The organism is Streptomyces sp. NPDC014733 (assembly GCF_043083385.1).
Lineage (GTDB): Bacteria > Actinomycetota > Actinomycetes > Streptomycetales > Streptomycetaceae > Streptomyces.
The window spans coordinates 87,308-111,014 of the sequence record NZ_JBIBYO010000008.1; the positions used below are offsets into that span (position 1 = coordinate 87,308).

Here is a 23,707-nt window from a genome sequence, read left to right on the forward strand (position 1 = left end):
CGGGTGCTTGCCTATCGACGGTACCTTGCCGGGCCCTTCGTACGGGCCCCCCTTGGACCGACTCCGTCGACTCGGTCCAAGGGGGCGGGCGCCCGGCGCCTGTGCGCGGTACCGCTAGCCCATCGAGACCGACGCCTTGCGCGTCGACACGATCTGGTCGACCAGACCGTACGCCAAGGTCTCCTCGGCGGTCAGGATCTTGTCACGCTCGATGTCGTCCCGGATCTTCTCGATCGGGGTGGAGGAGTGCTTGGCCAGCAGGTCCTCCAGCTGCGAACGCATCCGCAGGATCTCGTTGGCGGCGATCTCCAGGTCGGAGACCTGACCGCGGCCGGTCTCGCTGTACGGCTGGTGGATCAGCACCCGCGCGTTGGGCAGCGCCATCCGCTTGCCGGGGGTACCGGCGGCGAGCAGCACGGCGGCGGCGGAGGCCGCCTGGCCCATGCAGACCGTCTGGATGTCGGGCTTCACGAACTGCATCGTGTCGTAGATCGCGGTGAGCGCCGTGAAGGAGCCGCCCGGGGAGTTGATGTAGATCGAGATGTCACGGTCGGGGTCCATCGACTCCAGGCACAGCAGCTGCGCCATGACGTCGTTGGCCGACGCGTCGTCGATCTGCACGCCGAGGAAGATCACCCGCTCCTCGAAGAGCTTCGCGTACGGGTCGTACTCGCGCACGCCCTGCGAGGTGCGCTCGACGAAGCGCGGCACGATGTAGCGGGACTCGGCGCGCGGGCCGGAAAACTCGGACTCGGCGCCCTGGTACAGGCCGCTGCCGGGGAAGTTGTTCATCGGGAGGTTCACCGTCCTGGTGGCGATCAAGGGGCTGGGTGGCTGTGGGGCGAGTGGTCCGCGGGCTCAGGCCCCGGTGCCGCCCCCGCCCGGAACGCCGGCGGCGGAGGTCATGACGTCGTCGATGAGGCCGTACTCCTTGGCCTCGTCGGCGGAGAACCAGCGGTCACGGTCGGAGTCCTGGGTGATCCGCTCGACGGTCTGACCGGTGTGGAAGGCGGTCAGCTCGGCCATGCGCTTCTTGGTGTGCAGCAGCCGCTCGGCGTGGATCTTGATGTCCGACGCGGAGCCGGCGAGACCGGCCGAGGGCTGGTGGATGAGGATCTCCGCGTTGGGCAGCGCGAACCGCTTGCCCGGGGTACCGGCGCTCAGGAGGAACTGCCCCATGGAGGCGGCCAGGCCCATGGCGATCGTCACCACATCGTTCTTGATGTACTGCATGGTGTCGTAGATCGCCAGGCCGGCCGAGATCGAGCCGCCCGGGGAGTTGATGTAGAGGTAGATGTCCTTGTCCGGGTCCGCGGCCAGGAGAAGCAGCTGCGCGGTGATCTTGTTGGCGATGTCGTCGTCGACCGGCTGGCCGAGGAAGATGATCCGCTCGCCGAGCAGCCGGTTGTAGACCTGGTCGCCGAGGCCACCGAAGGTCGGCTCAGCGGCGGCGGAAGGCATCGGGATCGTCACGTGTCCACCTGCTCGTTGTCGGACGGTACGGAACCGTCTCAGCGTCGTCTGCCGGGGCGTGGGGATCTGCGCCGTACGGTCTGGGCCCCGGCGCGTTCGGAGACTCCCCTGCCCTCGTATCTACGGACCCTAACGCGCAGGTCGGACAACGCCATCCCGCTTGGAGAACTGTTCGCTGTGAGCGCAGGCTCACCAGGCGGTGACGAGCACGGGCCCGAACACACGCAGAGGCGCGTTCGGGCCCGTGATCAAGGGGTGCGGGAGGGTGCCGGAGCTCAGCTCTCGGTCTTCTCCGCGGCCTCGGTGCCCTCGGCCTCGGCGACGACCGTCTCGGCGGTCTCGTCCTCGTCGTCGTCCAGCTCGACGACCTCGCCGTTGCTGTCCTTGACGGTGGCGGCCTCGACGACGACGGCGAGCGCCTTGCCGCGGGCGACCTCACCGACGAGCATCGGCACCTGGCCGCCCTCGACGACGGCCTGGGCGAACTGGTCGGGGGACATGCCGGAGGACTGCGCGCGGCGCATGAGGTGCTCGGTGAGCTCCTCCTGGCTGACGTTCAGCTTCTCCTTGTTGACCAGCTCATCGAGGATGAACTGGGTCTTGATGCCCTTCTCCGCCTGCTCCTTGGTCTCGGCGTCGAACTCCTCCTCACTCTTGCCCTGGATCTCCAGGTACTTCGCGAGGTCGAGGCCCATCTGGCCGAGCTGGTGGTTGACGAGGTTGTGCTTGCGGGTGTTGATCTCGTCCTCGAGCAGCTTCTCGGGGATCGGGACCTCCACGAGCTTCAGCAGCTCCTCGAGCACCTTCTCCTGGGCCTGGGTGGCCTGGTCGTACTTCTTCATCTGCTCGAGGCGCTTGGCGCTGTCGGCCTTCAGCTCGTCGAGCGTGTCGAACTCGCTGGCCAGCTGCGCGAAGTCGTCGTCCAGCTCGGGCAGTTCACGGGCGGCGACGGCGGTGACGTCGACCTTGACCTCGGCCTCCTTGCCCTGGGCGGAGCCGCCCTTGAGCTCGGAGGTGAAGGTGGCGGTGCCGCCGGCCTCAACGCCCTTGACGGCCTCGTCGATGCCGTCCAGCAGCTCACCGGAGCCGACGGTGTAGCTGACGCCCTTGGCGACGCCGTCCTCCAGGACCTCGCCGTCCACCTTGGCCTCGAGGTCCAGCGTCAGGACATCGCCGTCCTGCGCGGCGCGCTCGACCGGGGAGGTGGAGGCGAAGCGCTCACGGAGCTGCTCGACCGACTTCTCGATGTCCTCGTCCGACACGGCGACCGCGTCGACCTCGACCTCGATGCCGGAGTAGTCCGGGATCTCGAGGGCGGGACGGATGTCGACCTCGGCGGTGAAGGCCAGCAGCTCGCCGTCCTTCAGCTCGGTGATGTCGACCTCGGGCTGGCCGAGGACGTTCAGCTCACCCTCGTTGACCGCTTCGGTGTAGAACTTCGGGAGCGCGTCGTTGACGGCCTCCTCCAGCACGGCGCCGCGACCGAACCGCTGGTCGATGACGCGGGCAGGGATCTTGCCCTTGCGGAAGCCCTTCACCGTGACCTGCTGGTTGATCTTCTTGTACGCCGCGTCGAGGCTGTCCTTGAGCTCCTCGAAGGGCACCTCGACAGTGAGCCGAACCCGGGTCGGGTTCAGGGTCTCCACGGCGCTCTTCACGGTTCGGTCTCCTTGGGGCTGACTTCTGGGGTTCTGCTCGGATCTTCCGGGATGGTCCCGCGGTGCGGGCCCCGGCCGATCGCGCCCGGTACAGAGACACACGGGCACGCAGCTTGCATAGTAACCGCAAGGACGACGGCACCGACAACGCGACCTCTCGGGCCCCTGCGGAGGGCGCCCGCGGCGCCTGTGACGTGGCCGGAGAGCCACCTCCGGATTTTCGGAAGTGCCCGGCGGGCGGCGCCCCGGGGAACCGGTCCACCGGGACGTACGCCGTGAATACTGCTGGTCGGGGTGGCCGGATTCGAACCGACGACCTTCCGCTCCCAAAGCGGACGCGCTACCAAGCTGCGCCACACCCCGTCGGTGCGACACGTAGGGTACATGGCTGATGGCGCTGCGGCTGCCGGATATCCGGGCGTGGTCAACCGGTGTGCGGCGGAGGGGTCCGACCCGCTACAGTGCTCTGCGTGCCGGGGTCGCGACGACCTGTGGCACATGCGGGCGTAGCTCAATGGTAGAGCCCCAGTCTTCCAAACTGGCTACGCGGGTTCGATTCCCGTCGCCCGCTCAGCTCAGCGAGAGGCCCCGGACCGGCAGGTCCGGGGCCTCTCGCCGTACGCCCTCCTGCTGCCCGCCGAGCGCCCGCGCGGCCCTCTAGGGTGACCGGCATGGAGATCTGGATCAATCCCGCGTGTTCCAAGTGCCGTTCCGCGGTCGGCCTGCTCGACGAGGAGGGGGCGCGGTACACGGTGCGCCGCTATCTGGAGGAGCCGCCGACGGCGGACGAGATCCGCGCCGTGCTGGAGCGCCTGGGGCTGGAGCCGTGGGAGATCACGCGGACGCAGGAGGCCGAGGCGAAGGAGCTGGGTGTGGCGTCCTGGGAGCGGTCGGACGCCGGGCGGGAGCGGTGGATCGAGGCGCTGGCCGCGCATCCGCGGCTGATCCAGCGGCCGATCATCACCGCGGACGACGGCACGGCGGTCGTCGGGCGCAGCGAGGACGCGGTGCGCGCGGCGCTGGCGCGGGGCGCCGGGAGCTGACACGGGTCCGGGGCCGGGCCGCGGGCGCGGTCCGGCCCCGGGGGCCGGCGGGCGGTGCCGCGCGGTGTGCCACCGGCGGCGGTGGGGCGGTGGGGCGGCGGCTCAGAACGTGATGTGGTTGATCGTGTCCGCGAGGGAGTTGAAGAACCGGTTTATGGACGGGGCCATGCCGGTGGACGCGAGGAAGAACCCGAAGAGGATGGCGACGATCGCCGGGCCGGGCTTGATCGTTTTGCCGCGGATCAGCACGATCAGCACGATCCCCAACAGCAGCACCACTGACAGCGACAGAGCCACACTGATCACACCCTCGGTCGGAAGCCTCACCGGCCGGGAAGTGTGCAGCTGCGCACACCCCCGCAGGCACCCATCGTGCCACCAAGTCACTTCCCACCGCATACGGGTGACGAATCATCGGCCAAGGCTTTGCCCGCTTCGTTCCGTTGGGGCGCGAAGCGGAGGAACGTCCCGCTCGTACGACGGCCCGGGGGCGGCGCGACAAGGTGCCAGGAAGCGGGCGCGGGGCGTCCGGGCGGGGCACCGTACGGTGCGGGCGGGGCGGAGGGAAACGACGCGCGCCGCGAGAACGGCAATTCGGCCGGAACATTTCGTTGCGCCTGGCCGGTAAGTGACGTTCCCCACGCGGTCATTTACCCGGCGGCCCGCGCCGCATTCGCCGCGCGGAAGCCGGAGCGCATTCTCTGATGTGACATCACTCATGTTCGCCGCAATGGCGCGTCGGCGGCGGGGTGCGACATTCCCTCCGGCGGAGACCTCATGCCTTATCGACCGTTTTATCGGGGTGAAATGCCACAAAACGGTGCGTAGGTCGGGGGGTTCACGGGCGCGCGGGCAATACGAGCGGGATATCGCGGAGCACGGCGTGGAAATGGATCACGCCGGGGGCGGCGCCCGTATGCGGCACTTACCTGGGGGAATGGCGAATTGCCCGGCGGCGGTTTTACGCATTCGACGGATCGCCACTAGGGTGCCTCAGATGTTTCCGCCTGTGCCGACCTCGCGACGTGCCCTTCCCGCGGTCCGGGAGGGGGCGGACGCGCACCCGGCGCCACCCTCGGGCGGACCGGCGGCCGAACGGCCCGCCCCCGGGGCGCCGGCGCCCGCGCGGGGCCGGGACGCGTTCTTCGACAATGCGAAGTACCTCGCCATCGTGCTGGTGGCGATGGGGCACGCCTGGGAGCCGCTGACCGACGGCAGCCGCGCCGCCGAGGCGCTGTACATGACGGTCTACGCGTTCCACATGCCGGCGTTCATCGTCATCTCCGGCTATTTCTCGCGCAGCTTCGACATGCGCAAGGACCGGCTGCAGCGGCTCATCACCGGCGTCGCCGTGCCGTACATCCTCTTCGAGACGGCGTACACCTTCTTCGCGCGGTGGGCGAACCACGATCCGAAGATGCCGATCAGCCTGCTCGATCCGTGGTTCCTGACGTGGTTCCTGGTCGCGCTCTTCATCTGGCGGCTGACCACCCCGCTGTGGAAGATCGTCCGGTGGCCGGTCCCGCTGGCGCTCGCCATCGCGGTCGCCGCCTCCGTCTCCCCGGAGATCGGTGACGATCTCGACCTCCAGCGGGTGCTGCAGTTCCTGCCGTTCTTCGTGCTGGGGCTGCATCTGAAGCCGGAGCACTTCGCGTGGGTGCGGCGGCGGGCGGCGCGGATCGCGGCGGTGCCGGTCTTCGCGACGGCTGTGGTCATGGCGTACTGGGCGGCGCCCCGGATGACGTCGGCGTGGTTCTACCACCGCGACAGCGCGCAGGAGCTGGGCACCACCTGGTGGGCCGGGGCGGTGATGAACCTGGCGCTCTTCGGGTGCTCACTGGTGCTGACGGCGTGCTTCTACGCCTGGGTCCCGACCCGGCGGACGTGGTTCACGGTGCTGGGCGCCGGCACGCTCTACGGCTATCTGCTGCACGGCTTCCTCGCCAAGGGCTCCCGCTTCTGGGGCTGGTTCGACGACTACGCCTGGCTGCACACACCGCTCGGGGAGATCGCGGTCACGGTGATCGCCGGTGTGGTGGTCACGGCGCTGTGCACCCCGCCGGTCCGCAAGGTCTTCCGGTTCGCGATGGAGCCGACGATGGCGTGGGCGTTCCGCAAGGACCCGGAGGGCGGCCGCGCCGCCGCGACACGGTAGCTCCGCGGCCCACCCGGAAAATCTGGAATTCCCCGACCCTCCTCCCCCACCCGCCCGTTGACGCGTCGCGTCCGGGCGTACGGGCGGTTGCCGCGCCGGCTCCGGCCCGCGCTTCGGCACACCCGGAATCTCCTTTGGTAATCTAACTATCGACCATTTCTTGACTCTCTCTTGACCTTGGGTGTCAATTCCTGGCGTTTTGCCCGCTTCTGTCTTGCGCGGGTCCGCCCGTGGTCCGCCCGTTCATCTGTCCGTCCCTCAGACCCTGGAGGAGCCATCGGTCACGCACAGACCCTGATAGCCATGGGCGGGGCCTTTCTGGCCGCCGCCGTGCTCGCCCGGACCGGCCGCCGGATCGGCCTGCCCACCATTCCCCTCTTCATCCTGGCCGGGATCCTCCTCGGCCCGCACACCCCCGGCCTGGTGCTGGTCGCCGACCCGCACGACCTGGAGATGCTCTCCCTCCTCGGTCTGGTGCTGCTGCTCTTCTACCTCGGCCTCGAATTCCATGTGGACGACCTCAAGAACGGCGGGCGCGCGATGGCGCTGGCCGGCGGCGCCTATCTGGCGCTGAACGTCGGCGCCGGCCTCGCCTTCGGCTTCGCGCTCGGCTGGGGGACGTCCGAGGCGCTGGTGCTCGCCGGGGTGCTGGGCATCTCCTCGTCCGCGATCGTCACCAAGGTGCTGGTCGACACGGGACGGCTGGGCAGCCCGGAAGCGAAGCCGATCCTCGGGATCATCGTCGTCGAGGACATCTTCCTGGCGCTGTACCTGGCCGCGCTCCAGCCGGTGATCTCCGGCGCGGACTCGTTCGGGGCGGCGGCGTTCGACGCGGGCAAGGCGTTCGGGTTCCTGCTGCTGCTCGCCGCCGCGGCGCGGTGGGGCACCCGGGTGATCGACCGGCTGATCGCCACCCGGGACAACGAACTCCTCGTCATCTCCTTCCTCGGCGCGGCCGTCCTGGTCGCCGGGGTCTCCGAGTGGTTCGGGGTCGCGGACGCGATCGGCGCGTTCATGGTGGGTCTGATGCTGGGCGGGACCAGCTCCGGCGACCGGATCCGGGAGCTGGTGCATCCGCTGCGGGACGCGTTCGGCGCGATCTTCTTCTTCGCCTTCGGGCTCTCCATCAACCCCGGTGATCTGCCGTCGGTGGTCGGGCCGGTGCTGATCGCCGTCGCGCTGACGGTGGCGATGAACGTCGTCGCCGGGCTGCTCGCCGCACGGATCCACGGCTTCGGGCCGCGGCCCGCCGCGGGCATCGCCACCTCGCTGCTGGCCCGCGGTGAGTTCGCGCTGATCCTGGCGACGATGGCCGCGGCCGCCGGGCTCGACGCGCGGCTGTCGCCCTTCATCGCCGGATACGTGCTGATCCTCGCGGTGCTCGGGCCGCTGGCCGCCGGGCGCGCGGAGCTGCTGGCGCGGGTGCTGCCGGGCGGCCGCCGGGCCTCGGAGGACGCGCCGGACACCGCGGACACGGCGCGGGAGGCGGCGCCCGGACCCGTCGGCGCTACGCGTCCCGGCAGATGAGGAGCAGCGCCCGGTCGTCGTTGACGTCCTTGGCGACCGCCTCGATCAGATGCCAGGCGGCGCCCGCGAAGCCGCCCGCGACATAGCGGTCGGCCTCGCCGGTCAGCCGGTCCATGCCCTCGGCGATGTCGCGTTCCGCGGACTCGACCAGGCCGTCGGTGAACATCATCAGGACGTCGCCGGGGCGCAGCCGGCCCTTCACCGGGTCGAACTGCGCCCCGTCGTACACCCCGAGGAGCGGGCCCTCGCCGGACTTCTCCTCCCAGCGGCCGCTGCCGGCGCAGAGCTGGAGGGCGGGGAGGTGGCCGGCGGAGAGCAGTTCGTAGTCGCCGGACTCCAGGTCGAGGACGAGGTGGATGGAGGTGGCGAAGCCCTCGTCCCAGTCCTGGCGCAGCAGATAGCCGTTGGCCGCGGGCAGGAAGCTGTGCGGCGGCAGCGAGCCGAGGAGGCCGCCGAAGGCGCCGGAGAGCAGCAGCGAGCGGGAGGCGGCGTCCATGCCCTTGCCGGAGACGTCGGTGAGGACGACCTCCAGGATGTTGCCGCCCTGGGTGCGGGAGGCGACGACGAAATCGCCCGAGAACGACTGCCCGCCGGCCGGACGGAGCGCCATCTCGTGGTGCCAGCCGTCCGGCAGCCGCGGCAGCTCGCTCTGGACCCGGATGCGTTCGCGCAGGTCGAAGAGCATGGTGCTGCCGCGCCGCCAGGGCACGCCGACCCGGCTGCGGAACTGCGCGATCAGCAGGCCGATCAGCCCGACGGCGGCGACGATCAGGACCGTGCCGGGCGTGATGCGTTCCGGTCCCTCGTCGTACGGGCCGAAGAGCGCCGCCTCCACGGTCAGTGCGGTCGCGGAGGCGGCGTAGAGGACGAGGAGGTTGGCGGGGCGCAGGAGGAGGCCGCCGGCGATCACCGGTAGGACCAACGCGGTCGGTCCGAACCACTCCGTGTGCCACAGGGTGCCGCCCGCGATGAACGCCACCGAGAGGAGCAGCGCGGCGAGAGCGGGTCCGTCGGAGCCGTCGCCGCGGAAGTAGTCGACCCCCGCCTTGCGCACGCCGACGCGGGCCCGGTGCAGCGCTTTGTGCAGCCGGGCCGTCAGGGGTTCCGATCCCGGGCGGCGAGTCATGTCACGGGGACTTTATCCACCCGTTCGGCGGCACGTCGATTCGCCGGACACCGCCCGGTGTGATTGCCGGGAATCCCGTTCGAAATGCGGTCGCGCTGCCGGAGAGCCACCTGGTACAGGTGGCGTATGACGACAGAGGTACGGGTGTTGCTGCCGGACGAGGGGGACGTCTGGTACGGAAAGCTGGAACGGGCGTTCAGCGAGGAGGAGACGGCCGAGGCACGGGCCATGTGGCGGGAGCTGATGGAGCCCGGCCGCTCCCTCGCCGCCTGGGACGACGACGAGATCGTCGGCACCGCGGGCGCGTTCTCCTTCGGTGTGACGGTGCCGGGCGGGGCCTCGGTGCCCGCGGCCGGGGTGACGATGGTCAGCGTGCAGCCGACGCACCGCCGCCGCGGGGTGCTGACGTCGATGATGCGGCGTCAGCTGGAGGACGTGCGGGAGCGGGGTGAGCCGCTGGCGATGCTGACGGCGTCCGAGTCCGCGATCTACGGGCGGTTCGGGTACGGCGCGGCGACGCAGGAGATGCGGATCAAGGCCGACACCACCCGGGTGGCCCCCGTGGAGCTGCCCGGTTGTGACGACGTACGGCTGCGGCTGAAGGAGCCGGACGAGGCGCTGACGGCGTGTGAGGCGGTCTACGCGCGGGTGGTCGCGGGGCGCGCCGGGATGCTGGTGCGGCCGCCGGGCTGGGACCGGCTGATGATCCTCGACCCGGAGGACGACCGCGACGACGACGAGACTCCGCTGCAGTGCGTGGTGGCCGAGGTCGGCGGCGAGGTGGCCGGATACGCCCGCTACTCCGTGGTGATGGACTGGGCCGAGGCCGGGGCGCAGGGCACGGTGCGGGTGTGGGAGCTGGGCGCGCCCGATCCGGTGGTGGGCGCGGCGCTGTGGCGCTATCTGTTCAACATCGACCTGACGACGTGGGTGACGGCGCAGAATCTGCCGGTGGACGATCCGCTGCTGCATCTGGTCCCGGACATGCGGCGGTGTCTGATCGGGCTGCGGGAGGCGGCGTTCGTACGGCCGGTGGAGCTGGGCGCGGCGCTGGCGGCACGGACGTACCAGAGGCCGGTGGACACGGTGCTGCAGGTGGCCGACCCGTTCTGCCCGTGGAACGAGGGCCGTTGGCGGCTGTCCGGCGACGGCACCGGCGCGACCTGCGAGCGGACCACCGACCCGGCCGAGCTGGCGCTGTCCGTGCGGGAGCTGGGTTCGGCGTATCTGGGCGGCTTCACGCTGTCGGCGATGGCCGGGGCCGGGCGGGTGCGGGAGCTGCGGCCGGGTGCGCTGGCGGCGGCGTCGGTGGCGTTCGGCGCGGATGTCGCGCCGTGGCTGCCGCACGAGTTCTGAGAGCGGCCGGGCCCGGGGCCCGCGACGGGGGCCGGGCCCGGGGTCCGGTGTCCCCGGGCCCGGAGCGCGCCGGACGTCCCGCTCAGCCGCCGTGCGCCGGCTGGCAGCGCGGGCACCAGAAGAGGTTGCGGGCCGCCAGGCCGGCGGTGCGGATCTCGGTGGTGCACAGATGGCAGGGCTGGTGGGCGCGGCGGTAGACGTACACCTCGCCGCCGTGGTCGTCGACGCGCGGCGGGCGGCCCATCGCCTCCGGCAGGTGCTCGGGCCGTACGGTGTCGATCCGGTTGTGGCGGACGCCCTCGCGCATCAGGGCGACGAGGTCGGCCCAGATCGCGTCCCAGTCGTCGCGGGCGAGGGCCCGGCCGGGGAGGTACGGGTCGATGCCGCGGCGGAAGAGGACCTCGGCGCGGTAGACGTTGCCGACGCCCGCGACGACCTTCTGGTCGAGGAGGAGCGCGGCGACGGTGGTGCGGCTGCGGGAGATGCGCCGCCAGGCCCGTTCGCCGTCGTCCCCCGGGCGCAGCGGATCGGGGCCGAGGCGCTCGTGTATCGCCTGCTTCTCGGCGTCGGTGATCAGCGCGCAGGTGGTCGGTCCGCGCAGGTCGGCGTGGTGTTCGCGGGTGGCGAGGCGGAGCCGGACGGTGTCGGTGGCGGGCGGGGTGGGGGCGGTGCCGAAGCCGAGCTTGCCGAAGAGGCCGAGGTGGATGTGGATCCATCCGGTGGGCCCGAAGCCGAGGAAGAGGTGCTTGCCGTGGGCCTCGGCACGCTCCAGGACCCGGCCGTCGACGAGCGCCGCCCCGGCGGCGAACCGGCCCTGCGGGCTGCTCGCGCGGACCGTCTCGCCCGCGAAGCGCTCGCGGTGGTCGAGGGCGAGGCGGTGGATGGTGTGCCCCTCGGGCATGCGGTGCGTCCTTCAGAAGGTGAGCGCCCGCTCCCCCGGCGGCCGGGGAAGCGGGCGGCGTCGGGCTCGGAGGCGATCAGCCCTGGGGGTGGTGGGCCGGGATCGGGGGGAGTTCGCCGGTGGTCTCGTACGCCGAGAGCATCTCGATGCGGCGGGTGTGACGCTCCTCGCCGGAGTACGGGGTGGCGAGGAAGATCTCGACGAACTTGGTCGCCTCTTCCAGGGTATGCATCCGGCCACCGACGGACATCACGTTTGCGTTGTTGTGCTCGCGGCCCAGCTTCGCGGTCTCCTCGCTCCAGGCCAGTGCGGCCCGGACGCCCTTGACCTTGTTGGCGGCGATCTGCTCGCCGTTGCCGGAGCCGCCGATCACGATGCCGAGGGCGTCGGCGTCGGCGGCGGTCCGCTCAGCTGCACGGAGGCAGAACGGGGGGTAGTCGTCCTGGGCGTCGTAGAGGTGGGGGCCGCAGTCGACGGGCTCGTGGCCGTGGGCCTTGAGCCAGTCGACGAGGTGGTTCTTGAGGTCGAAACCGGCATGGTCGGAGCCGAGATACACGCGCATGGCATGAGTGTGACACGCGGAATGCGGCTCTGTGGCGTCGGGTCTTCGTACATATGGCAGGGAGGTTTCAGCCACTCTTCATACAGCTGAACAGGAACGGCAACGATCCGGAGTCGGATCTTCCTAAGCGGTCGGTGTCACCTGTCTAATGCGGGGACTCGAAACCGAGAACCACTGAAGGACGGTGCACATGGGCACGCACCCGCCTACCACGGACGGGCTTCAGGCAGGACTCAAGAACCGGCATCTGTCGATGATCGCCATCGGTGGCGTCATCGGAGCCGGATTGTTCGTCGGGTCCGGAGCCGGTATCAAGGCCGCCGGACCGGGCATTCTCCTCTCCTACGCACTGACCGGACTTCTGGTCGTGCTCGTCATGCGGATGCTGGGTGAGATGGCCGCGGCCTCCCCCACGTCCGGTTCGTTCTCCGCTTACGCGGACCGTGCGCTCGGCCGCTGGGCCGGGTTCACCATCGGCTGGCTGTACTGGTTCTTCTGGTCGGTCGTGCTGGCCGTCGAGGCGACCGCGGCTGCCGCGATCCTCACCAATTGGGTCCCCGCCGTCCCGCAGTGGGCGTGGGCACTGTTGGTCATGATCGTGCTGACCGGTACCAACCTGATCTCCGTCAGCTCGTTCGGTGAGTTCGAGTTCTGGTTCGCCGGGATCAAGGTCGTCGCCATCGTCATCTTCATCATCGTCGGCGCGCTGGCCATCTTCGGTCTGCCCCCGGGCGACCACGCGGTCGGGCTGAGCAACTTCACCGGCCAGGGCGGCTTCCTGCCGAACGGCCCCGGGGCGATCCTCTCCGGCATGCTGCTGGTGGTCTTCTCCTTCATGGGCAGCGAGATCGTCACCCTGGCGGCCAGCGAGTCGCCGAACCCGGTGAAGGCCGTCCGCCAGGCCGTCAACAGCGTCATCTGGCGGATCGCGCTCTTCTACCTCGGCTCGATCGCGGTCATCGTGACGCTGCTGCCGTGGAACGACCCGAAGCTGGACGCGAGCCCGTACGTGGCCGTGCTGGAGTCGCTGAAGATCCCCTACGCGGGCACCGTGATGGACGTCGTGGTGCTGACGGCGGTGCTGTCCTGTCTGAACTCGGGCCTGTACACCGCGTCCCGGATGGCCTTCTCGCTGGGTGAGCGCGGGGACGCGCCGAAGGCGTTCGCGAAGGTCAACAAGGGCGGCGTGCCGGCCGTGGCGATCTGGGCGTCGGTGGCCTTCGGCTTCATCGCGACGATCTTCAGCTACACCTCGCCGGACACCATCTTCCAGTTCCTGCTGAACTCCTCGGGCGCCGTCGCGCTCTTCGTGTGGCTGGTCATCTGCTTCTCCCAGCTGCGGATGCGCAAGGTCATCGAGAAGGAGATGCCGGAGCGGCTGACGGTCCGGATGTGGCTGTACCCGTGGCTGACGTACGCGACGATCGCGCTGATCCTCTTCGTCGTGGGCTACATGTTCTACGACCCGGACGGCCGTAAGCAGATGGTCCTGTCCGTCGTCGCCGCCGTGGTCGTCCTCGCCATCGGTCTGATCCTGGACCGCCGCCGCCCCCGCGAGGCCGCCGCCGTCCCGGGGCAGGCTCCGGCCGCCGAGGCGCCGGAGGCCGCTGCCGCGCAGGGCGCGGACCGCGCGTAGCCGGCAGGCACGTACGGCACCGGACACGGGGAACGGGCCGGGCCCCGCAGTCACCACCTGGGTGAGTGCGGGGCCCGGCCCGTTCCGTGCGCGCGGGCGCGGTCAGCCGCGGCGGCCGGCCAGCTTCCAGGCGGTGGGCAGGGCGCCCATCGCCAGGGCCGCCTTGAGGGCGTCGCCGATCAGGAACGGCACCATCCCGACGGCGAGCGCCTGGCCGAAGGAGATGCCGGTGGACAGCGCGAGGTAGGGGACGCCGACGGCGTAGATCACGGCGAGGCCGACGGCCATCGTCCCGGCGGTGCGCAGCGCGCCCCGGTCGCCGCCGCGGCGGGCCAGCGCGCCGACGACGACGGAGGCCAGCAGCATGCCCAGTACGTAGCCGAAGGTGGCGCCGCCGGGACCGGACTTGCCCTCGGCGAACCACGGCACGCCCGCCATGCCGACCGCCGCGTACAGCGCGAGGGAGGCGAGGCCGCGGCGGGCGCCGAGCGCGGTGCCCACCAGCAGCGCGGCGAAGGTCTGGCCGGTCACCGGCACCGGGGAGCCCGGGACGGGCAGGGCGATCTGGGCGGCGACGCCGGTGAGGACGGCGCCCCCGGCGACCAGCGCGGCGTCACGGACGCGGGCGCGGGAGGCGGTGGCGGCGGGCAGCAGATCGGCGAGGACCGCACCGGGACGGGTGAGAGCGGCAGTGCTCATCAGGACTCCGCGAAGGTCAGAGGGATACGGACAGGTCGGACCCGATGGACGTTAGTCCAGCAGGGCCACCGCGATCATCGTGTGGCGGCGACAAAGCGGCGCCGGGCGGCTTGGAGAGTTCCGAACATCCCCATTCGTGCCGGGCATCGCCGCCGGGCTGATCTTTTCGCAGGTCACGTGATGCTTCTCACCAAGCGTCGGAGCGCTTTGCTCCGGTCGCCGGTGCGGGGAAACTTGTGAAGGTCCACAGGCCGCGCCGTTCGCGAGGCCGCACCCCTCGCGAGAGAACGAGTCATGCCTGACGCATCAGCCCCCTCCGGGATACCGCCGCTCGGAGAGGCGGCCGGAGAGCGGGAACCGCTCGCCGGGGGGCTCAAGCAGCGTCATCTGACGATGATGGGGCTGGGCGGGGTGATCGGCGCCGGGCTGTTCGTCGGGTCCGGTGCGGGGATCTCGGTGGCCGGGCCCGGCATCGCGCTCTCGTACCTGATCGCGGGCGCGCTGGCGATGCTGATCATGCGGATGCTGGGCGAGATGTCGGCGGCGATGCCGGCGTCCGGGGCGTTCTCGGTGCACGCGGAGCGGGCGCTGGGCCGCTGGGCCGGGTTCAGCGTCGGCTGGCTGTACTGGTTCATGCTGGTCGTGGTGCTCGCCGTGGAGGCGACGGGGGCGGCGCAGATCGCGCACGGCTGGGTGCCGGCGGTGCCGCAGTGGGGCTGGGTGCTCCTCTTCATGGTGGTGTTCACCGGCGCCAACCTCGCCGCGGTGAAGAACTTCGGCGAGTTCGAGTTCTGGTTCGCCACGCTGAAGGTCACCGCGATCGTGCTCTTCCTGGTGCTGAGCCTGCTGGCGATCTTCGGGGTGCTGCCGGACACCGAGCCGGTGGGGCTGGCCAATCTGACCGGTCAGGGCGGCTTCCTGCCGCGCGGCTGGTCCGGGGTGATCTCCGGGGTGCTGGCGGTGGTGTTCGCCTTCGGCGGGCTGGAGGTCGTCACCATCGCGGCCGCCGAGTCGGACGACCCGGTGCGCGCGGTGGGCCGCGCGGTGCGCAGCGCGGTGTGGCGCATCGTCTTCTTCTACGTCGGCTCGATGCTGGTGATCGTCGCGCTGCTGCCGTGGTCGAAGCTGGTGCCGGGGAAGAGCCCGTACGTCGCGGTGCTCGACCACATCGGGATCCCGGGCGCCGCGCTGATCATGAACATCGTGGTGTTCGTTGCGCTGCTGTCGGCGCTGAACGCCAACCTCTACGGCGCCTCCCGGATGGTCTTCTCACTGGCGGAGCGGGGCGAGGCGCCGCGCGGGCTGCTGAAGGTGGCGGGCCGGGGCGTGCCGCGGCGGGCGGTGCTGGCCTCGGTGGCGTTCGGCTTCGTCTCGGTGCTGCTGAACCTCAAGTGGCCGGATTCGGTTTTCCTCTATCTGCTGAACGCGGTCGGCGCGGTGCTGCTCTTCGTCTGGGCGCTGATCGCCGTCTCGCAACTGCGGCTGCGGCGGCGCATCGAGCAGGAGGCGCCGGAGAAGCTGGCCCTGCGGATGTGGGCGTTCCCCTATCTGACCTGGGCCGCGCTGGCGGGTATGGCCGCGGTGCTGGTGCTGATGCTCGCCGACGCCACCGCCCGGCCGCAGCTGCTGTGGTCGGCGGGGGCGACCGCGCTGGTCCTGTTGATCGCCGGGGTCCGGGAAGTGCGCGGGCGGTCGTACCGGCGCTGAGGCGGACTTGTACCCTCTTGGGCGGGCTTGTGGTGGCATACGACGACGACCTGGACACGTACGGTCACGATCGCGTCTGAATACCGAACATTCGCTGCATGCCTGTTGCCCTGAGCGGACACCGCCGCCCAAACTGAGCGCGCTTCACCGAGGACCCCTCGATTACGCGCCATGCGCAGGGCTGTGCCTTGCCGTCGCGGGCGGGGGGCCGGGGGTCGGCGGCGGAGGCGTACAGGTCGCAGCCCCGGGAGAACGCAGGTTCCGCTCCGCTCTCACCACTGGGACAGGTACGACATGAATGGGATACCCCCGTCCGCCACGACCGCGCGCGAGCGGTCCGGTGCGGAACAGGGAGGCGACGGCGGCACCCCGCTGTCCAACGGCCTCAAGCAGCGCCATCTGTCGATGATCGCCCTGGGCGGGGTGATCGGCGCCGGGCTGTTCGTCGGGTCCGGTGCGGGCATCGCCGCCGCCGGACCCTCGATCGTCCTCGCCTACGCGGTCTCCGGCGTGCTGGTCATGCTGGTCATGCGGATGCTGGGCGAGATGGCCGCGGCCAGCCCGGCGTCCGGGTCGTTCTCGGTGCACGCCGGCCGGTCGATCGGGCCGTGGGCCGGGTTCACCGCGGGCTGGCTGTTCACCGCGCTGCTGTGTGTGGCGGTGTCCGCCGAGGCGGTCGGCGCGGCGGGCATCATGACGCAGTGGTTCCCGGGGACCGAGCCCTGGATGTGGGTGCTGCTCTTCATGGCGCTGCTGTGCGGGAGCAACCTCGCGGCGGTCAGCAACTTCGGTGAGTTCGAGTTCTGGTTCGCCGCGCTGAAGGTCCTCGCGATCACCGTCTTCCTGGTCCTGGGCCTGCTGGCGATCTTCGGCGTGCTGCCGGGCACCACCGCGCCGGGCGCCACCCACCTCACCGGTGACGGCGGCTTCCTGCCCAAGGGCGTCGACGGGCTGATGGTCGGCCTGCTGGCGTCGGTCTTCGCGTACGGCGGTATGGAGACGGTCACGATCGCCGCCGCCGAGTCGGAGGACCCGGTGCGCGGCGTGGCGCGGGCGGTGCGGACCGCGATGTGGCGGATCGGCCTCTTCTACGTCGGCTCGATGGCGGTCATCGTCACCCTTCTCCCGTGGAACGACCCCGCCATCACCAAGAACGGCCCGTACATCGCGGTCCTCGACCATCTGGGCATCCCGGCGGCCGGCCAGATCATGAACGTGGTGATCCTGGTGGCGCTGCTGTCCGCGATGAACGCCCATATCTACGGCTCGTCCCGGATGGCGTTCTCGCTGACCTCGCGCGGGCAGGGCCCGGCGTTCCTCCGCAAGGTCAGCGGCGGCGGGGTGCCGCGCCGCGCGGTGGTGCTGTGTTCGGGCTTCGGGTTCCTCGCGGTGCTCTTCAGCTTCTGGTGGCCGACGACGGTCTTCCAGTGGCTGCTCAACATGGTCGGCGCCGCGGTGCTGGTGGTGTGGGGCTTCATCGCCGTCGCCCAGCTGCGGCTGCGCCGTCAGCTGGAGCGGGAGGCGCCGGAGAAGCTGGTCGTGAAGATGTGGGCGTTCCCGGTCCTGACGTGGGTGTCGCTGGCCGGTATCGCGGCGGTGCTGCTGATGATGCTGCGCGACGGCGACCAGCGGGTCCAGCTGCTGTTCACCGGCGGGTTCACGCTGGTGCTGGCCGTGATCGGGCTGCTGCGCGCGAAGCTGGGCCGCGCCCCCGCGGAGGGCGAGCGGCCCGCGGCCGGCTGACCGGACCGCATTCCCGCGTACGAGGCGGGGCGGGACTCCTCCGGGGGTCCCGCCCCGCCTCCGTCTTTGGTACCGGGCAGCCCGCCCTTACCGGGCCGGTGATCACGCCGGCTGGTAGCGTAGCGAGCGTTCTTGCACATCAGTTGCAATAGCTCCCTGTTGCAATAAGAAGGCGTAAGCAGTTGGAGAGGCTGGGCACATGGCGACCTACACCCTTCCGGAGCTCCCCTACGACTACTCGGCGCTGGCCCCGGTCATCAGCCCCGAGATCATCGAGCTGCACCACGACAAGCACCACGCGGCCTATGTGAAGGGCGCGAACGACACCCTGGAGCAGCTCGCCGAGGCCCGCGACAAGGAGCAGTGGGGCGGCATCAACGGGCTGGAGAAGAACCTCGCGTTCCACCTCTCCGGGCACATCCTGCACAGCATCTACTGGCACAACATGAGCGGTGAAGGCGGCGGCGAGCCCGACGCCAAGGACGGGGTGGGCGAGCTGGCCGACGCCCTCACCGAGAGCTTCGGCTCGTACGCCGGCTTCAAGGCCCAGCTGACGAAGGCCGCCGCCACCACGCAGGGCTCCGGCTGGGGCGTGCTCGCCTACGAGCCGGTCAGCGGCCGTCTGATCGTCGAGCAGATCTACGACCACCAGGGCAACGTCGGCCAGGGCTCGGTGCCGATCCTGGTCTTCGACGCCTGGGAGCACGCCTTCTACCTCCAGTACAAGAACCAGAAGGTCGACTTCATCGAGGCGATGTGGCAGGTCGTCAACTGGCAGGACGTGGCCAAGCGCTACGCCGCCGCCAAGGAGCGCGCCAACACGCTGCTGCTGGCGCCGTAAGGCACCCCGCGCGTCCTGCCTCGTGATCGTCTTCTCAACCTTCACCCGGCAGGCGGAAGAACGGCAGGGCCCCGCGAGGACGTGACTCGCGGGGCCCTGCCCATGACCGGAGAGAGCTCAGTCGAAGACCGGACCGGCCGTACGGGTCCGCTTGATCTCGTAGAAGCCGGGGACGGAGGCGACCATCAGGGTGCCGTCCCACAGCCTGGCGGCCTCCTCGCCCTTGGGGGCGGGCGTGACGACCGGGCCGAAGAAGGCGATCCGCCCGCCGTCCGCGCCGGGCACCGCGATGACCGGCGTGCCGACGTCCTGCCCGACCAGGTCGATACCCTCCTTGTGGGAGGCGCGCAGCGCGGTGTCGTACGCGTCGGAGTCCGCGGCCCCGATCAGCTCGGCGGGCAGCCCGGCGTCGGCGAGGGCCGCCACGATCGCGGCGCGGTCGCGGCCCAGGCCCTCGTGGTGCATCCGGGTGCCGAGCGCGGTGTAGAGCGGGCCGAGGACGTCGCTGCCGAAGCGCTGCTCGGCGGCGATGCAGACCCGCACCGGGCCCCAGGAGCTGCCGCCGGGCCGCATCGGCTCGGCGTACTCCGGCGGGAGGTCGTCGAGGCGGTTCTCGTTGAGCACCGCGAGGCTCATGACGTGCCAGCGGACCTCGACCGGGCGGACCTTCTCCACCTCCAGCATCCAACGGGACGTCATCCACGCCCAGGGGCACAGCGGATCGAACCAGAAGTCGGCGGGGGTCTTCGCGGAGTCGGACACGGGCTCTCCTCGGGTGCGGTGGGTGCCGGGGCGTACGCCGGTCGGCGCCCGCTTCAACAGAGTGCGGCCGTGCCATGATTCCCGTGTTCGACCGGTGGACCACGGAACCGGAAGAAGACCACGAAAAGGACGAAGGAGTCAGAGCGTGCCAGGTGAGAATCTGTCCCGGGACGAGGCCCACGAGCGCGGACGGCTGCTGAGCGTCGACGGGTACGACGTGGCGCTGGACGTGCGGTCGGCGGTGAAGGGCGAGGACACCTTCCGCTCGCTGACCACGATCCGCTTCCGCTGCGCCGAGCCGGGCGCCACCACCTTCGCGGATCTGCTGGCGCCGTCGGTGACGTCGGTGACGCTCAACGGCACGGTCCTGGACCCGTCGGCGGTCTTCGACGGCACCCGCATCACGCTCGCCGGACTCGCGGCGGAGAACACCCTGACCGTCGACGCGCAGTGCGCCTACAGCCGCACCGGCGAGGGCCTGCACCGCTTCGTGGACCCCGAGGACGGCGAGGTCTACCTCTACACGCAGTACGAACCCGCCGACGCCCGCCGGGTCTTCGCCAATTTCGAACAGCCCGATCTCAAGGCGCCGTTCACCTTCGAGGTGACCGCGCCCGAGGAGTGGCTGGTGCTGAGCAACGGCGCGGAGGAGGGCGAGCCGGCCGGCGGCCACCACCGCTTCGCGACGACGCAGCCGATCTCCACGTACATCACCGCGGTGGTCGCCGGTCCCTACCACTACGCACGCGACAGCTACCGGCGGACGTTCGAGGACGGCACGGAGCTGGACATCCCGCTGGGCGCGCTCTGCCGCAAGGGGCTGGCCAAGCACTTCGACGCGGACGACATCTTCACCGTCACCAAGCAGGGCCTGGACTTCTTCCACGACCACTTCGACTACCCGTACCCGTTCGGCAAGTACGACCAGGCGTTCGTCCCGGAGTACAACATCGGGGCGATGGAGAACCCGGGCTGTGTGACCTTCCGCGAGGAGTTCGTCTTCCGCGGCAAGGTCACCGAGGCGGCGTACGAGCGCCGGGCCAACGTCATCCTGCACGAGATGGCGCACATGTGGTTCGGCGACCTCGTCACCATGGAGTGGTGGGACGATCTGTGGCTCAAGGAGTCGTTCGCGGACTACATGGGCGCCCTGTCGCTGGTGGAGGCGACGCGCTTCACCAACGGCTGGATCACCTTCGCCAACAACCGCAAGGCCTGGGCCTACCGCGCCGACCAGCTGCCCTCCACCCACCCGGTCACCGCCGACATCCGTGACCTGGAGGACGCCAAGCTCAACTTCGACGGCATCACGTACGCCAAGGGCGCATCCGTCCTCAAGCAGCTGGTGGCGTACGCGGGACGGGACGCGTTCCTGGAGGGCGCCCGCCGCTACTTCAAGCGCCACGCCTACGGCAACACCCGGCTGGGCGATCTGCTGTCGGTGCTGGAGGAGACCTCCGGCCGCGACATGGCCGCCTGGTCGCACGCCTGGCTCGAAACCGCCGGGGTCAACGCGCTGACCCCGCAGGTCACCTACGACGCCCAGGACCGCATCACCGAGCTGGCCGTCCTCCAGGAGGCCGCCGCCTCCCACCCGGAGCTGCGGCCGCACCGGGTGGCGGTCGGCCTCTACCGGCGGGCGGACGCGGACGGCGCGCTGGTGCGCTACGCCCGCGCCGAGGTCGACGTCGCGGGGCCGCACACCGTCGTCACGGAGCTGACCGGCGCCGAGCGGCCCGAGCTGATCCTCGTCAACGACGACGACCTGACGTACTGCAAGACCCGCTTCGACGAGGGCTCGCTCGCCACCCTCCGCGCCCACCTCGGCGACCTCACCGACCCGCTGGCCCGCGCCCAGTGCTGGGCGGCGGTGTGGGGGCTGACCCGCGACGGGCTGATGCCGGCCCGCGACCACCTCGACCTGGTGCTGCGGTTCGCCGGGCGGGAGAGCGACATCGGCGTGCTCCAGACGCTGCACGGGCAGGCGCAGACGGCGCTGCGGTCGTACACCGCGCCGGAGCACCGGGACGCGGCGGCCCTCGCGCTGGCCGAGGGCGCCCTGCGCGAGCTGCGGCTCGCGGCGCCGGGCAGCGACCACCAGCTGGCCTGGGCCCGGCACTTCGCCGCGGTCGCCACCCAGCCGTCCGACCTCCAGCTGCTGCGCGGTCTGCTGGACGGCACCGCGCGGATCGACGGTCTCGACGTGGACCAGGAGCTGCGCTGGGCGTTCCTGGCGTCGCTGGCGTCGCAGGACGCGGCCGACGCCGCCGCCGTGGACGCCGAGCTGTCCCGCGACGACACCGCGTCCGGCAAGCGGCACCAGGTCCGCTGCCTGGCCGCCCGGCCGGACGCCGGCGTCAAGGCGCGGGCGTGGGCCGACGTGGTGGAGTCCGACGCGCTGTCCAACGCGCTGGTGGAGGCCACCATCAGCGGCTTCGCCCGGCCCGGCCAGGGCGAGCTGCTGGCGCCGTACGGCGAGCGGTACTTCGCGGCGCTGGAGCGGATCTGGCAGGAGCGGTCGATCGAGATCGGCATGGCCGTGGTCCGCGGCCTCTTCCCGTTCTGGCAGATCGAGCAGGCCACGCTGGACGCCACCGACGCCTGGCTGACGGAGCACGCACAGGCCGCGCCGGCGCTGCGCCGCCTGGTGTCGGAGCAGCGTGACGACCTGGCCCGGGCGCTGCGGGCCCGGGCCTGCGACGCGGCGGCGGGCCCGCGGGACTGACGGACGCGGGGCCGGCCGGTCCTGGGCGGTGGGCGTGCGGCCCGTGCGGCCCGGACCGGTCGGCCCCGCCCCGAACACCCGTCCATCTGAACGGAGTTGTCCGCTTCCTGCCACAGGTGTGTAACAACCGTGAGCGGGCGCCCCGCGCGCGGGAAAAGTGCCGGGCATGACCCAGGACACCCCGCTCTCCCCGCTCCCCCGCACCGACGCCGGCCGCTCGCTGGTCACCGCGCACCGGTTGCGCGAGCGGGGCGTCACGGCCGCCGAGACCGCCGGGCGCTGCCGCCCCGGCGGCCCCTGGCGCGAGGTGCTGCCCGGCGTGTACCTGCTGCATCCGGGTCCGCCGTCCACCGAGGAGCGGCTGCGCGCCGCCGTGCTGTACGCGGCCGAGCGCGGCCCGTCGGTCCCGCACCAGGGCGGTGGGGTGCGGCCGGGCGCGCGGGCGATGCTGACCGGTCCGGCGGCGTTGGCGCTGCACGGCGTCGCCGCCGCTCCCCCGCTGCCCTCCCTCAACCGGCTGCACGTCCTGGTGGGCCACGGCCGGCGGCTGCGCTCGGCGGGGTTCGCCCGGGTCGTGCGCGCCGCGGAGCTGCCCGGGGCCGAGGAGGTCGACGGGCTGCCGGTCGCCCCGGTGGCGCGGGCGCTCGCCGACACGGTGGCGACGCTGACGGACGCGGCGGCGGTGCGGCACCTGGTCACGGAGGCGGTCCGCGACGGGCACGCCGAGGCGGCCGCGGTCGTCGGCGAGCTGCGCCGGGCGCGGCTGGCGGAGCGCCCGCACGTGGTGGACACGGTGACGCTGCTGCTGGCCGGGGACCGCGCCCGCGCCGAGGACCGGCTCTACGCGCTGGTCCGCCACCACGGGCTGCCGGACCCGCTGTGGAACGTCGGCCTGCGGCTGCCGGACGGCCCGCATCTGGGCGGGGTGGACGCGTACTGGCCCGCCGAGGCGGTGGCGGTGGAGATCGACACCGCGGCGCCGGACGGTGACGGCGCCCTGCCCGGCGCGGCCTGGAACCGTAAGCGCGAACAGCTGGAGCGGCTGGGTGTCACGGTGGTCCGCTGCACCCCGGACGGCCTGCGCCGGGCCCCCGCCGAGCAGGCGGTGGTGGTGCGGACGGCCCTGATGGCGGCGGTGGACCGGGACCCGGCGGCGGTGGTGATCGCGCCGCGGTAGCGCCCGGAGCGCCGCGGGTCCGTACGGGCCCGGGGCGCCGCCCCGCTCAGGCGCGGATCCGGTAGCAGACCCCGGCGCGCAGCGGGCCCTCGGGGAGGGTGGGGTCCAGGTAGTCGTCGGCCGGGTCGCGGACCATGCCGAGGCGTTCCATGACGGCGCGGGAGCGGGTGTTGGCGGCGGTGGTGAGCGCCAGGATCTCGGTGAGGCCGAGGGTGCCGAACCCGAAGTCGAGGCAGGCGCGGCCGGCCTCGGTGGCGTAGCCGTGGCCCCAGGCGTGGCGGGCCAGCCGCCAGCCGACCTCCACACCGTGGAACGGCAGGCTCTCCTCCTCGACGCGGTCGAACCCGGCGAAGCCGAGGAGCGCGCCGCTCGCCCGCTCCTCCACCGCCCACCAGCCGTAGCCGCGGGCGGCGAACTCGGCGCGGAAGCGGGCGACGGAGGCGTCGCTCTGCTCGCGGGTGAGCGGTCCGCCCAGATGGCGGCGGACCTCCGGGTCGGCGTTGATCGCCGCCCAGGGCGCGAGATCGGCCTCCTGCCAGGCGCGGAGCAGCAGACGGGCGGTGTGCAGACGGGGTACGGATCCGGTGGCAGCCATCCGGCCAGCCAAAGGGGTGCG

20 protein-coding genes and 2 tRNA genes are annotated in these 23,707 nt (G+C 71.4%); 11 read left to right on the forward strand and 11 right to left on the reverse strand.

Annotated features, from left to right (window positions below; translation table 11 throughout):
- Positions 1-114: 114 nt before the first annotated feature.
- The 4 genes from ACF1BH_RS19700 to ACF1BH_RS19715 form a co-directional block, all read right to left on the reverse strand.
- A complete protein-coding gene (locus tag ACF1BH_RS19700; protein ID WP_030283914.1) occupies positions 115-792 on the reverse strand; it encodes an ATP-dependent Clp protease proteolytic subunit in 678 nt (225 codons plus the stop codon).
- Between the two features lie 66 nt (positions 793-858).
- Entirely contained in the window at positions 859-1,461 is a 603-nt protein-coding gene (locus ACF1BH_RS19705; RefSeq protein ID WP_362606955.1) for an ATP-dependent Clp protease proteolytic subunit, read from the reverse strand.
- A gap of 287 nt (positions 1,462-1,748) precedes the next feature.
- Positions 1,749-3,131 (reverse strand): trigger factor, encoded by a 1,383-nt coding sequence (gene tig, locus ACF1BH_RS19710; RefSeq protein ID WP_391643759.1) that lies wholly within the window; start codon positions 3,129-3,131, stop codon positions 1,749-1,751.
- A 286-nt stretch (positions 3,132-3,417) separates the two neighbouring features.
- A tRNA-Pro gene (locus ACF1BH_RS19715) sits at positions 3,418-3,494 on the reverse strand.
- 137 nt (positions 3,495-3,631) lie between these two features.
- Between ACF1BH_RS19715 and ACF1BH_RS19720 the strand changes: the two genes are divergently transcribed.
- Both ACF1BH_RS19720 and ACF1BH_RS19725 read left to right on the forward strand, forming a co-directional pair.
- Positions 3,632-3,702: transfer RNA gene (locus tag ACF1BH_RS19720), tRNA-Gly, on the forward strand.
- Positions 3,703-3,802: 100 nt separating this feature from the next.
- Positions 3,803-4,174, forward strand: a complete 372-nt coding sequence (locus ACF1BH_RS19725; protein WP_391643761.1) for an arsenate reductase family protein — start codon at positions 3,803-3,805, stop codon at positions 4,172-4,174.
- Between the two features lie 102 nt (positions 4,175-4,276).
- On the opposite strand, the gene ACF1BH_RS19730 is transcribed toward ACF1BH_RS19725, so the two are convergent.
- Positions 4,277-4,471 (reverse strand): hypothetical protein, encoded by a 195-nt coding sequence (locus tag ACF1BH_RS19730; protein ID WP_030283919.1) that lies wholly within the window; start codon positions 4,469-4,471, stop codon positions 4,277-4,279.
- A 700-nt stretch (positions 4,472-5,171) separates the two neighbouring features.
- Between ACF1BH_RS19730 and ACF1BH_RS19735 the strand changes: the two genes are divergently transcribed.
- Both ACF1BH_RS19735 and ACF1BH_RS19740 read left to right on the forward strand, forming a co-directional pair.
- A complete protein-coding gene (locus ACF1BH_RS19735; protein ID WP_391643763.1) occupies positions 5,172-6,329 on the forward strand; it encodes an acyltransferase family protein in 1,158 nt (385 codons plus the stop codon).
- A 303-nt stretch (positions 6,330-6,632) separates the two neighbouring features.
- On the forward strand, positions 6,633-7,856 hold the full coding sequence (locus ACF1BH_RS19740; RefSeq protein WP_391643765.1) for a cation:proton antiporter: 1,224 nt from the start codon (positions 6,633-6,635) through the stop codon (positions 7,854-7,856).
- Here ACF1BH_RS19740 and ACF1BH_RS19745 read toward each other — a convergent pair.
- On the reverse strand, positions 7,837-8,982 hold the full coding sequence (locus ACF1BH_RS19745; RefSeq protein WP_391643767.1) for a PP2C family protein-serine/threonine phosphatase: 1,146 nt from the start codon (positions 8,980-8,982) through the stop codon (positions 7,837-7,839). The two genes, ACF1BH_RS19740 and ACF1BH_RS19745, sit on opposite strands and share 20 nt — an antisense overlap.
- A gap of 126 nt (positions 8,983-9,108) precedes the next feature.
- Between ACF1BH_RS19745 and ACF1BH_RS19750 the strand changes: the two genes are divergently transcribed.
- Positions 9,109-10,338, forward strand: coding sequence for a GNAT family N-acetyltransferase (locus ACF1BH_RS19750; protein WP_391643769.1), 1,230 nt, complete (start codon positions 9,109-9,111; stop codon positions 10,336-10,338).
- Positions 10,339-10,420: 82 nt separating this feature from the next.
- Here ACF1BH_RS19750 and ACF1BH_RS19755 read toward each other — a convergent pair whose 3' ends face one another.
- A complete protein-coding gene (locus ACF1BH_RS19755; protein ID WP_391643771.1) occupies positions 10,421-11,239 on the reverse strand; it encodes an Fpg/Nei family DNA glycosylase in 819 nt (272 codons plus the stop codon).
- A gap of 76 nt (positions 11,240-11,315) precedes the next feature.
- On the reverse strand, positions 11,316-11,801 hold the full coding sequence (locus ACF1BH_RS19760; protein ID WP_391643773.1) for a ribose-5-phosphate isomerase: 486 nt from the start codon (positions 11,799-11,801) through the stop codon (positions 11,316-11,318).
- Between the two features lie 190 nt (positions 11,802-11,991).
- Between ACF1BH_RS19760 and ACF1BH_RS19765 the strand changes: the two genes are divergently transcribed.
- Positions 11,992-13,437, forward strand: coding sequence for an amino acid permease (locus ACF1BH_RS19765; RefSeq protein WP_391643775.1), 1,446 nt, complete (start codon positions 11,992-11,994; stop codon positions 13,435-13,437).
- A gap of 102 nt (positions 13,438-13,539) precedes the next feature.
- On the opposite strand, the gene ACF1BH_RS19770 is transcribed toward ACF1BH_RS19765, so the two are convergent.
- Complete coding sequence (locus ACF1BH_RS19770) at positions 13,540-14,136, reverse strand: biotin transporter BioY (RefSeq protein ID WP_391643777.1); 597 nt, start codon at positions 14,134-14,136, stop codon at positions 13,540-13,542.
- Between the two features lie 294 nt (positions 14,137-14,430).
- On the opposite strand from ACF1BH_RS19770, the gene ACF1BH_RS19775 reads away from it, so the two are divergent.
- The 3 genes from ACF1BH_RS19775 to ACF1BH_RS19785 all read left to right on the forward strand — a co-directional run bounded on the left by ACF1BH_RS19775 (position 14,431) and on the right by ACF1BH_RS19785 (position 18,427).
- Positions 14,431-15,843 (forward strand): amino acid permease, encoded by a 1,413-nt coding sequence (locus ACF1BH_RS19775; RefSeq protein WP_391643779.1) that lies wholly within the window; start codon positions 14,431-14,433, stop codon positions 15,841-15,843.
- 294 nt (positions 15,844-16,137) lie between these two features.
- The gene (locus ACF1BH_RS19780) at positions 16,138-17,586 is read left to right on the forward strand and encodes an amino acid permease (RefSeq protein WP_391643781.1); all 1,449 of its coding nucleotides are present in this window, start codon (positions 16,138-16,140) and stop codon (positions 17,584-17,586) included.
- A 199-nt stretch (positions 17,587-17,785) separates the two neighbouring features.
- Positions 17,786-18,427, forward strand: coding sequence for a superoxide dismutase (locus tag ACF1BH_RS19785; RefSeq protein WP_391643783.1), 642 nt, complete (start codon positions 17,786-17,788; stop codon positions 18,425-18,427).
- A gap of 117 nt (positions 18,428-18,544) precedes the next feature.
- Here ACF1BH_RS19785 and ACF1BH_RS19790 read toward each other — a convergent pair whose 3' ends face one another.
- Positions 18,545-19,189, reverse strand: coding sequence for a DsbA family protein (locus ACF1BH_RS19790; protein WP_391643785.1), 645 nt, complete (start codon positions 19,187-19,189; stop codon positions 18,545-18,547).
- Positions 19,190-19,334: 145 nt separating this feature from the next.
- Here ACF1BH_RS19790 and pepN point away from each other — a divergent pair, with 145 nt between their 5' ends.
- Both pepN and ACF1BH_RS19800 read left to right on the forward strand, forming a co-directional pair.
- Positions 19,335-21,914, forward strand: a complete 2,580-nt coding sequence (gene pepN, locus ACF1BH_RS19795; RefSeq protein ID WP_391643787.1) for an aminopeptidase N — start codon at positions 19,335-19,337, stop codon at positions 21,912-21,914.
- A gap of 166 nt (positions 21,915-22,080) precedes the next feature.
- On the forward strand, positions 22,081-23,091 hold the full coding sequence (locus ACF1BH_RS19800; protein ID WP_391643789.1) for a hypothetical protein: 1,011 nt from the start codon (positions 22,081-22,083) through the stop codon (positions 23,089-23,091).
- A gap of 46 nt (positions 23,092-23,137) precedes the next feature.
- Here ACF1BH_RS19800 and ACF1BH_RS19805 read toward each other — a convergent pair whose 3' ends face one another.
- On the reverse strand, positions 23,138-23,686 hold the full coding sequence (locus ACF1BH_RS19805; RefSeq protein ID WP_391643791.1) for a GNAT family N-acetyltransferase: 549 nt from the start codon (positions 23,684-23,686) through the stop codon (positions 23,138-23,140).
- Positions 23,687-23,707 lie beyond the last annotated feature (21 nt).

What these genes read in the sequence shown, in the direction of transcription:
- ACF1BH_RS19725 (WP_391643761.1), top strand. Translation starts at nt 3,803, where the DNA reads ATGGAGATCTGGATCAATCCCGCGTGTTCCAAGTGCCGTTCCGCGGTC.
- ACF1BH_RS19740 (WP_391643765.1), top strand. Translation starts at nt 6,633, where the DNA reads ATGGGCGGGGCCTTTCTGGCCGCCGCCGTGCTCGCCCGGACCGGCCGC.
- ACF1BH_RS19805 (WP_391643791.1), bottom strand. Translation starts at nt 23,686, where the DNA reads ATGGCTGCCACCGGATCCGTACCCCGTCTGCACACCGCCCGTCTGCTG.
- ACF1BH_RS19700 (WP_030283914.1), bottom strand. Translation starts at nt 792, where the DNA reads ATGAACAACTTCCCCGGCAGCGGCCTGTACCAGGGCGCCGAGTCCGAG.
- ACF1BH_RS19780 (WP_391643781.1), top strand. Translation starts at nt 16,138, where the DNA reads ATGAATGGGATACCCCCGTCCGCCACGACCGCGCGCGAGCGGTCCGGT.
- ACF1BH_RS19765 (WP_391643775.1), top strand. Translation starts at nt 11,992, where the DNA reads ATGGGCACGCACCCGCCTACCACGGACGGGCTTCAGGCAGGACTCAAG.
- ACF1BH_RS19800 (WP_391643789.1), top strand. Translation starts at nt 22,081, where the DNA reads ATGACCCAGGACACCCCGCTCTCCCCGCTCCCCCGCACCGACGCCGGC.
- ACF1BH_RS19755 (WP_391643771.1), bottom strand. Translation starts at nt 11,239, where the DNA reads ATGCCCGAGGGGCACACCATCCACCGCCTCGCCCTCGACCACCGCGAG.
- ACF1BH_RS19705 (WP_362606955.1), bottom strand. Translation starts at nt 1,461, where the DNA reads ATGCCTTCCGCCGCCGCTGAGCCGACCTTCGGTGGCCTCGGCGACCAG.
- ACF1BH_RS19750 (WP_391643769.1), top strand. Translation starts at nt 9,109, where the DNA reads ATGACGACAGAGGTACGGGTGTTGCTGCCGGACGAGGGGGACGTCTGG.
- ACF1BH_RS19735 (WP_391643763.1), top strand. Translation starts at nt 5,172, where the DNA reads ATGTTTCCGCCTGTGCCGACCTCGCGACGTGCCCTTCCCGCGGTCCGG.
- ACF1BH_RS19745 (WP_391643767.1), bottom strand. Translation starts at nt 8,982, where the DNA reads ATGACTCGCCGCCCGGGATCGGAACCCCTGACGGCCCGGCTGCACAAA.
- ACF1BH_RS19785 (WP_391643783.1), top strand. Translation starts at nt 17,786, where the DNA reads ATGGCGACCTACACCCTTCCGGAGCTCCCCTACGACTACTCGGCGCTG.
- ACF1BH_RS19775 (WP_391643779.1), top strand. Translation starts at nt 14,431, where the DNA reads ATGCCTGACGCATCAGCCCCCTCCGGGATACCGCCGCTCGGAGAGGCG.
- ACF1BH_RS19760 (WP_391643773.1), bottom strand. Translation starts at nt 11,801, where the DNA reads ATGCGCGTGTATCTCGGCTCCGACCATGCCGGTTTCGACCTCAAGAAC.
- ACF1BH_RS19770 (WP_391643777.1), bottom strand. Translation starts at nt 14,136, where the DNA reads ATGAGCACTGCCGCTCTCACCCGTCCCGGTGCGGTCCTCGCCGATCTG.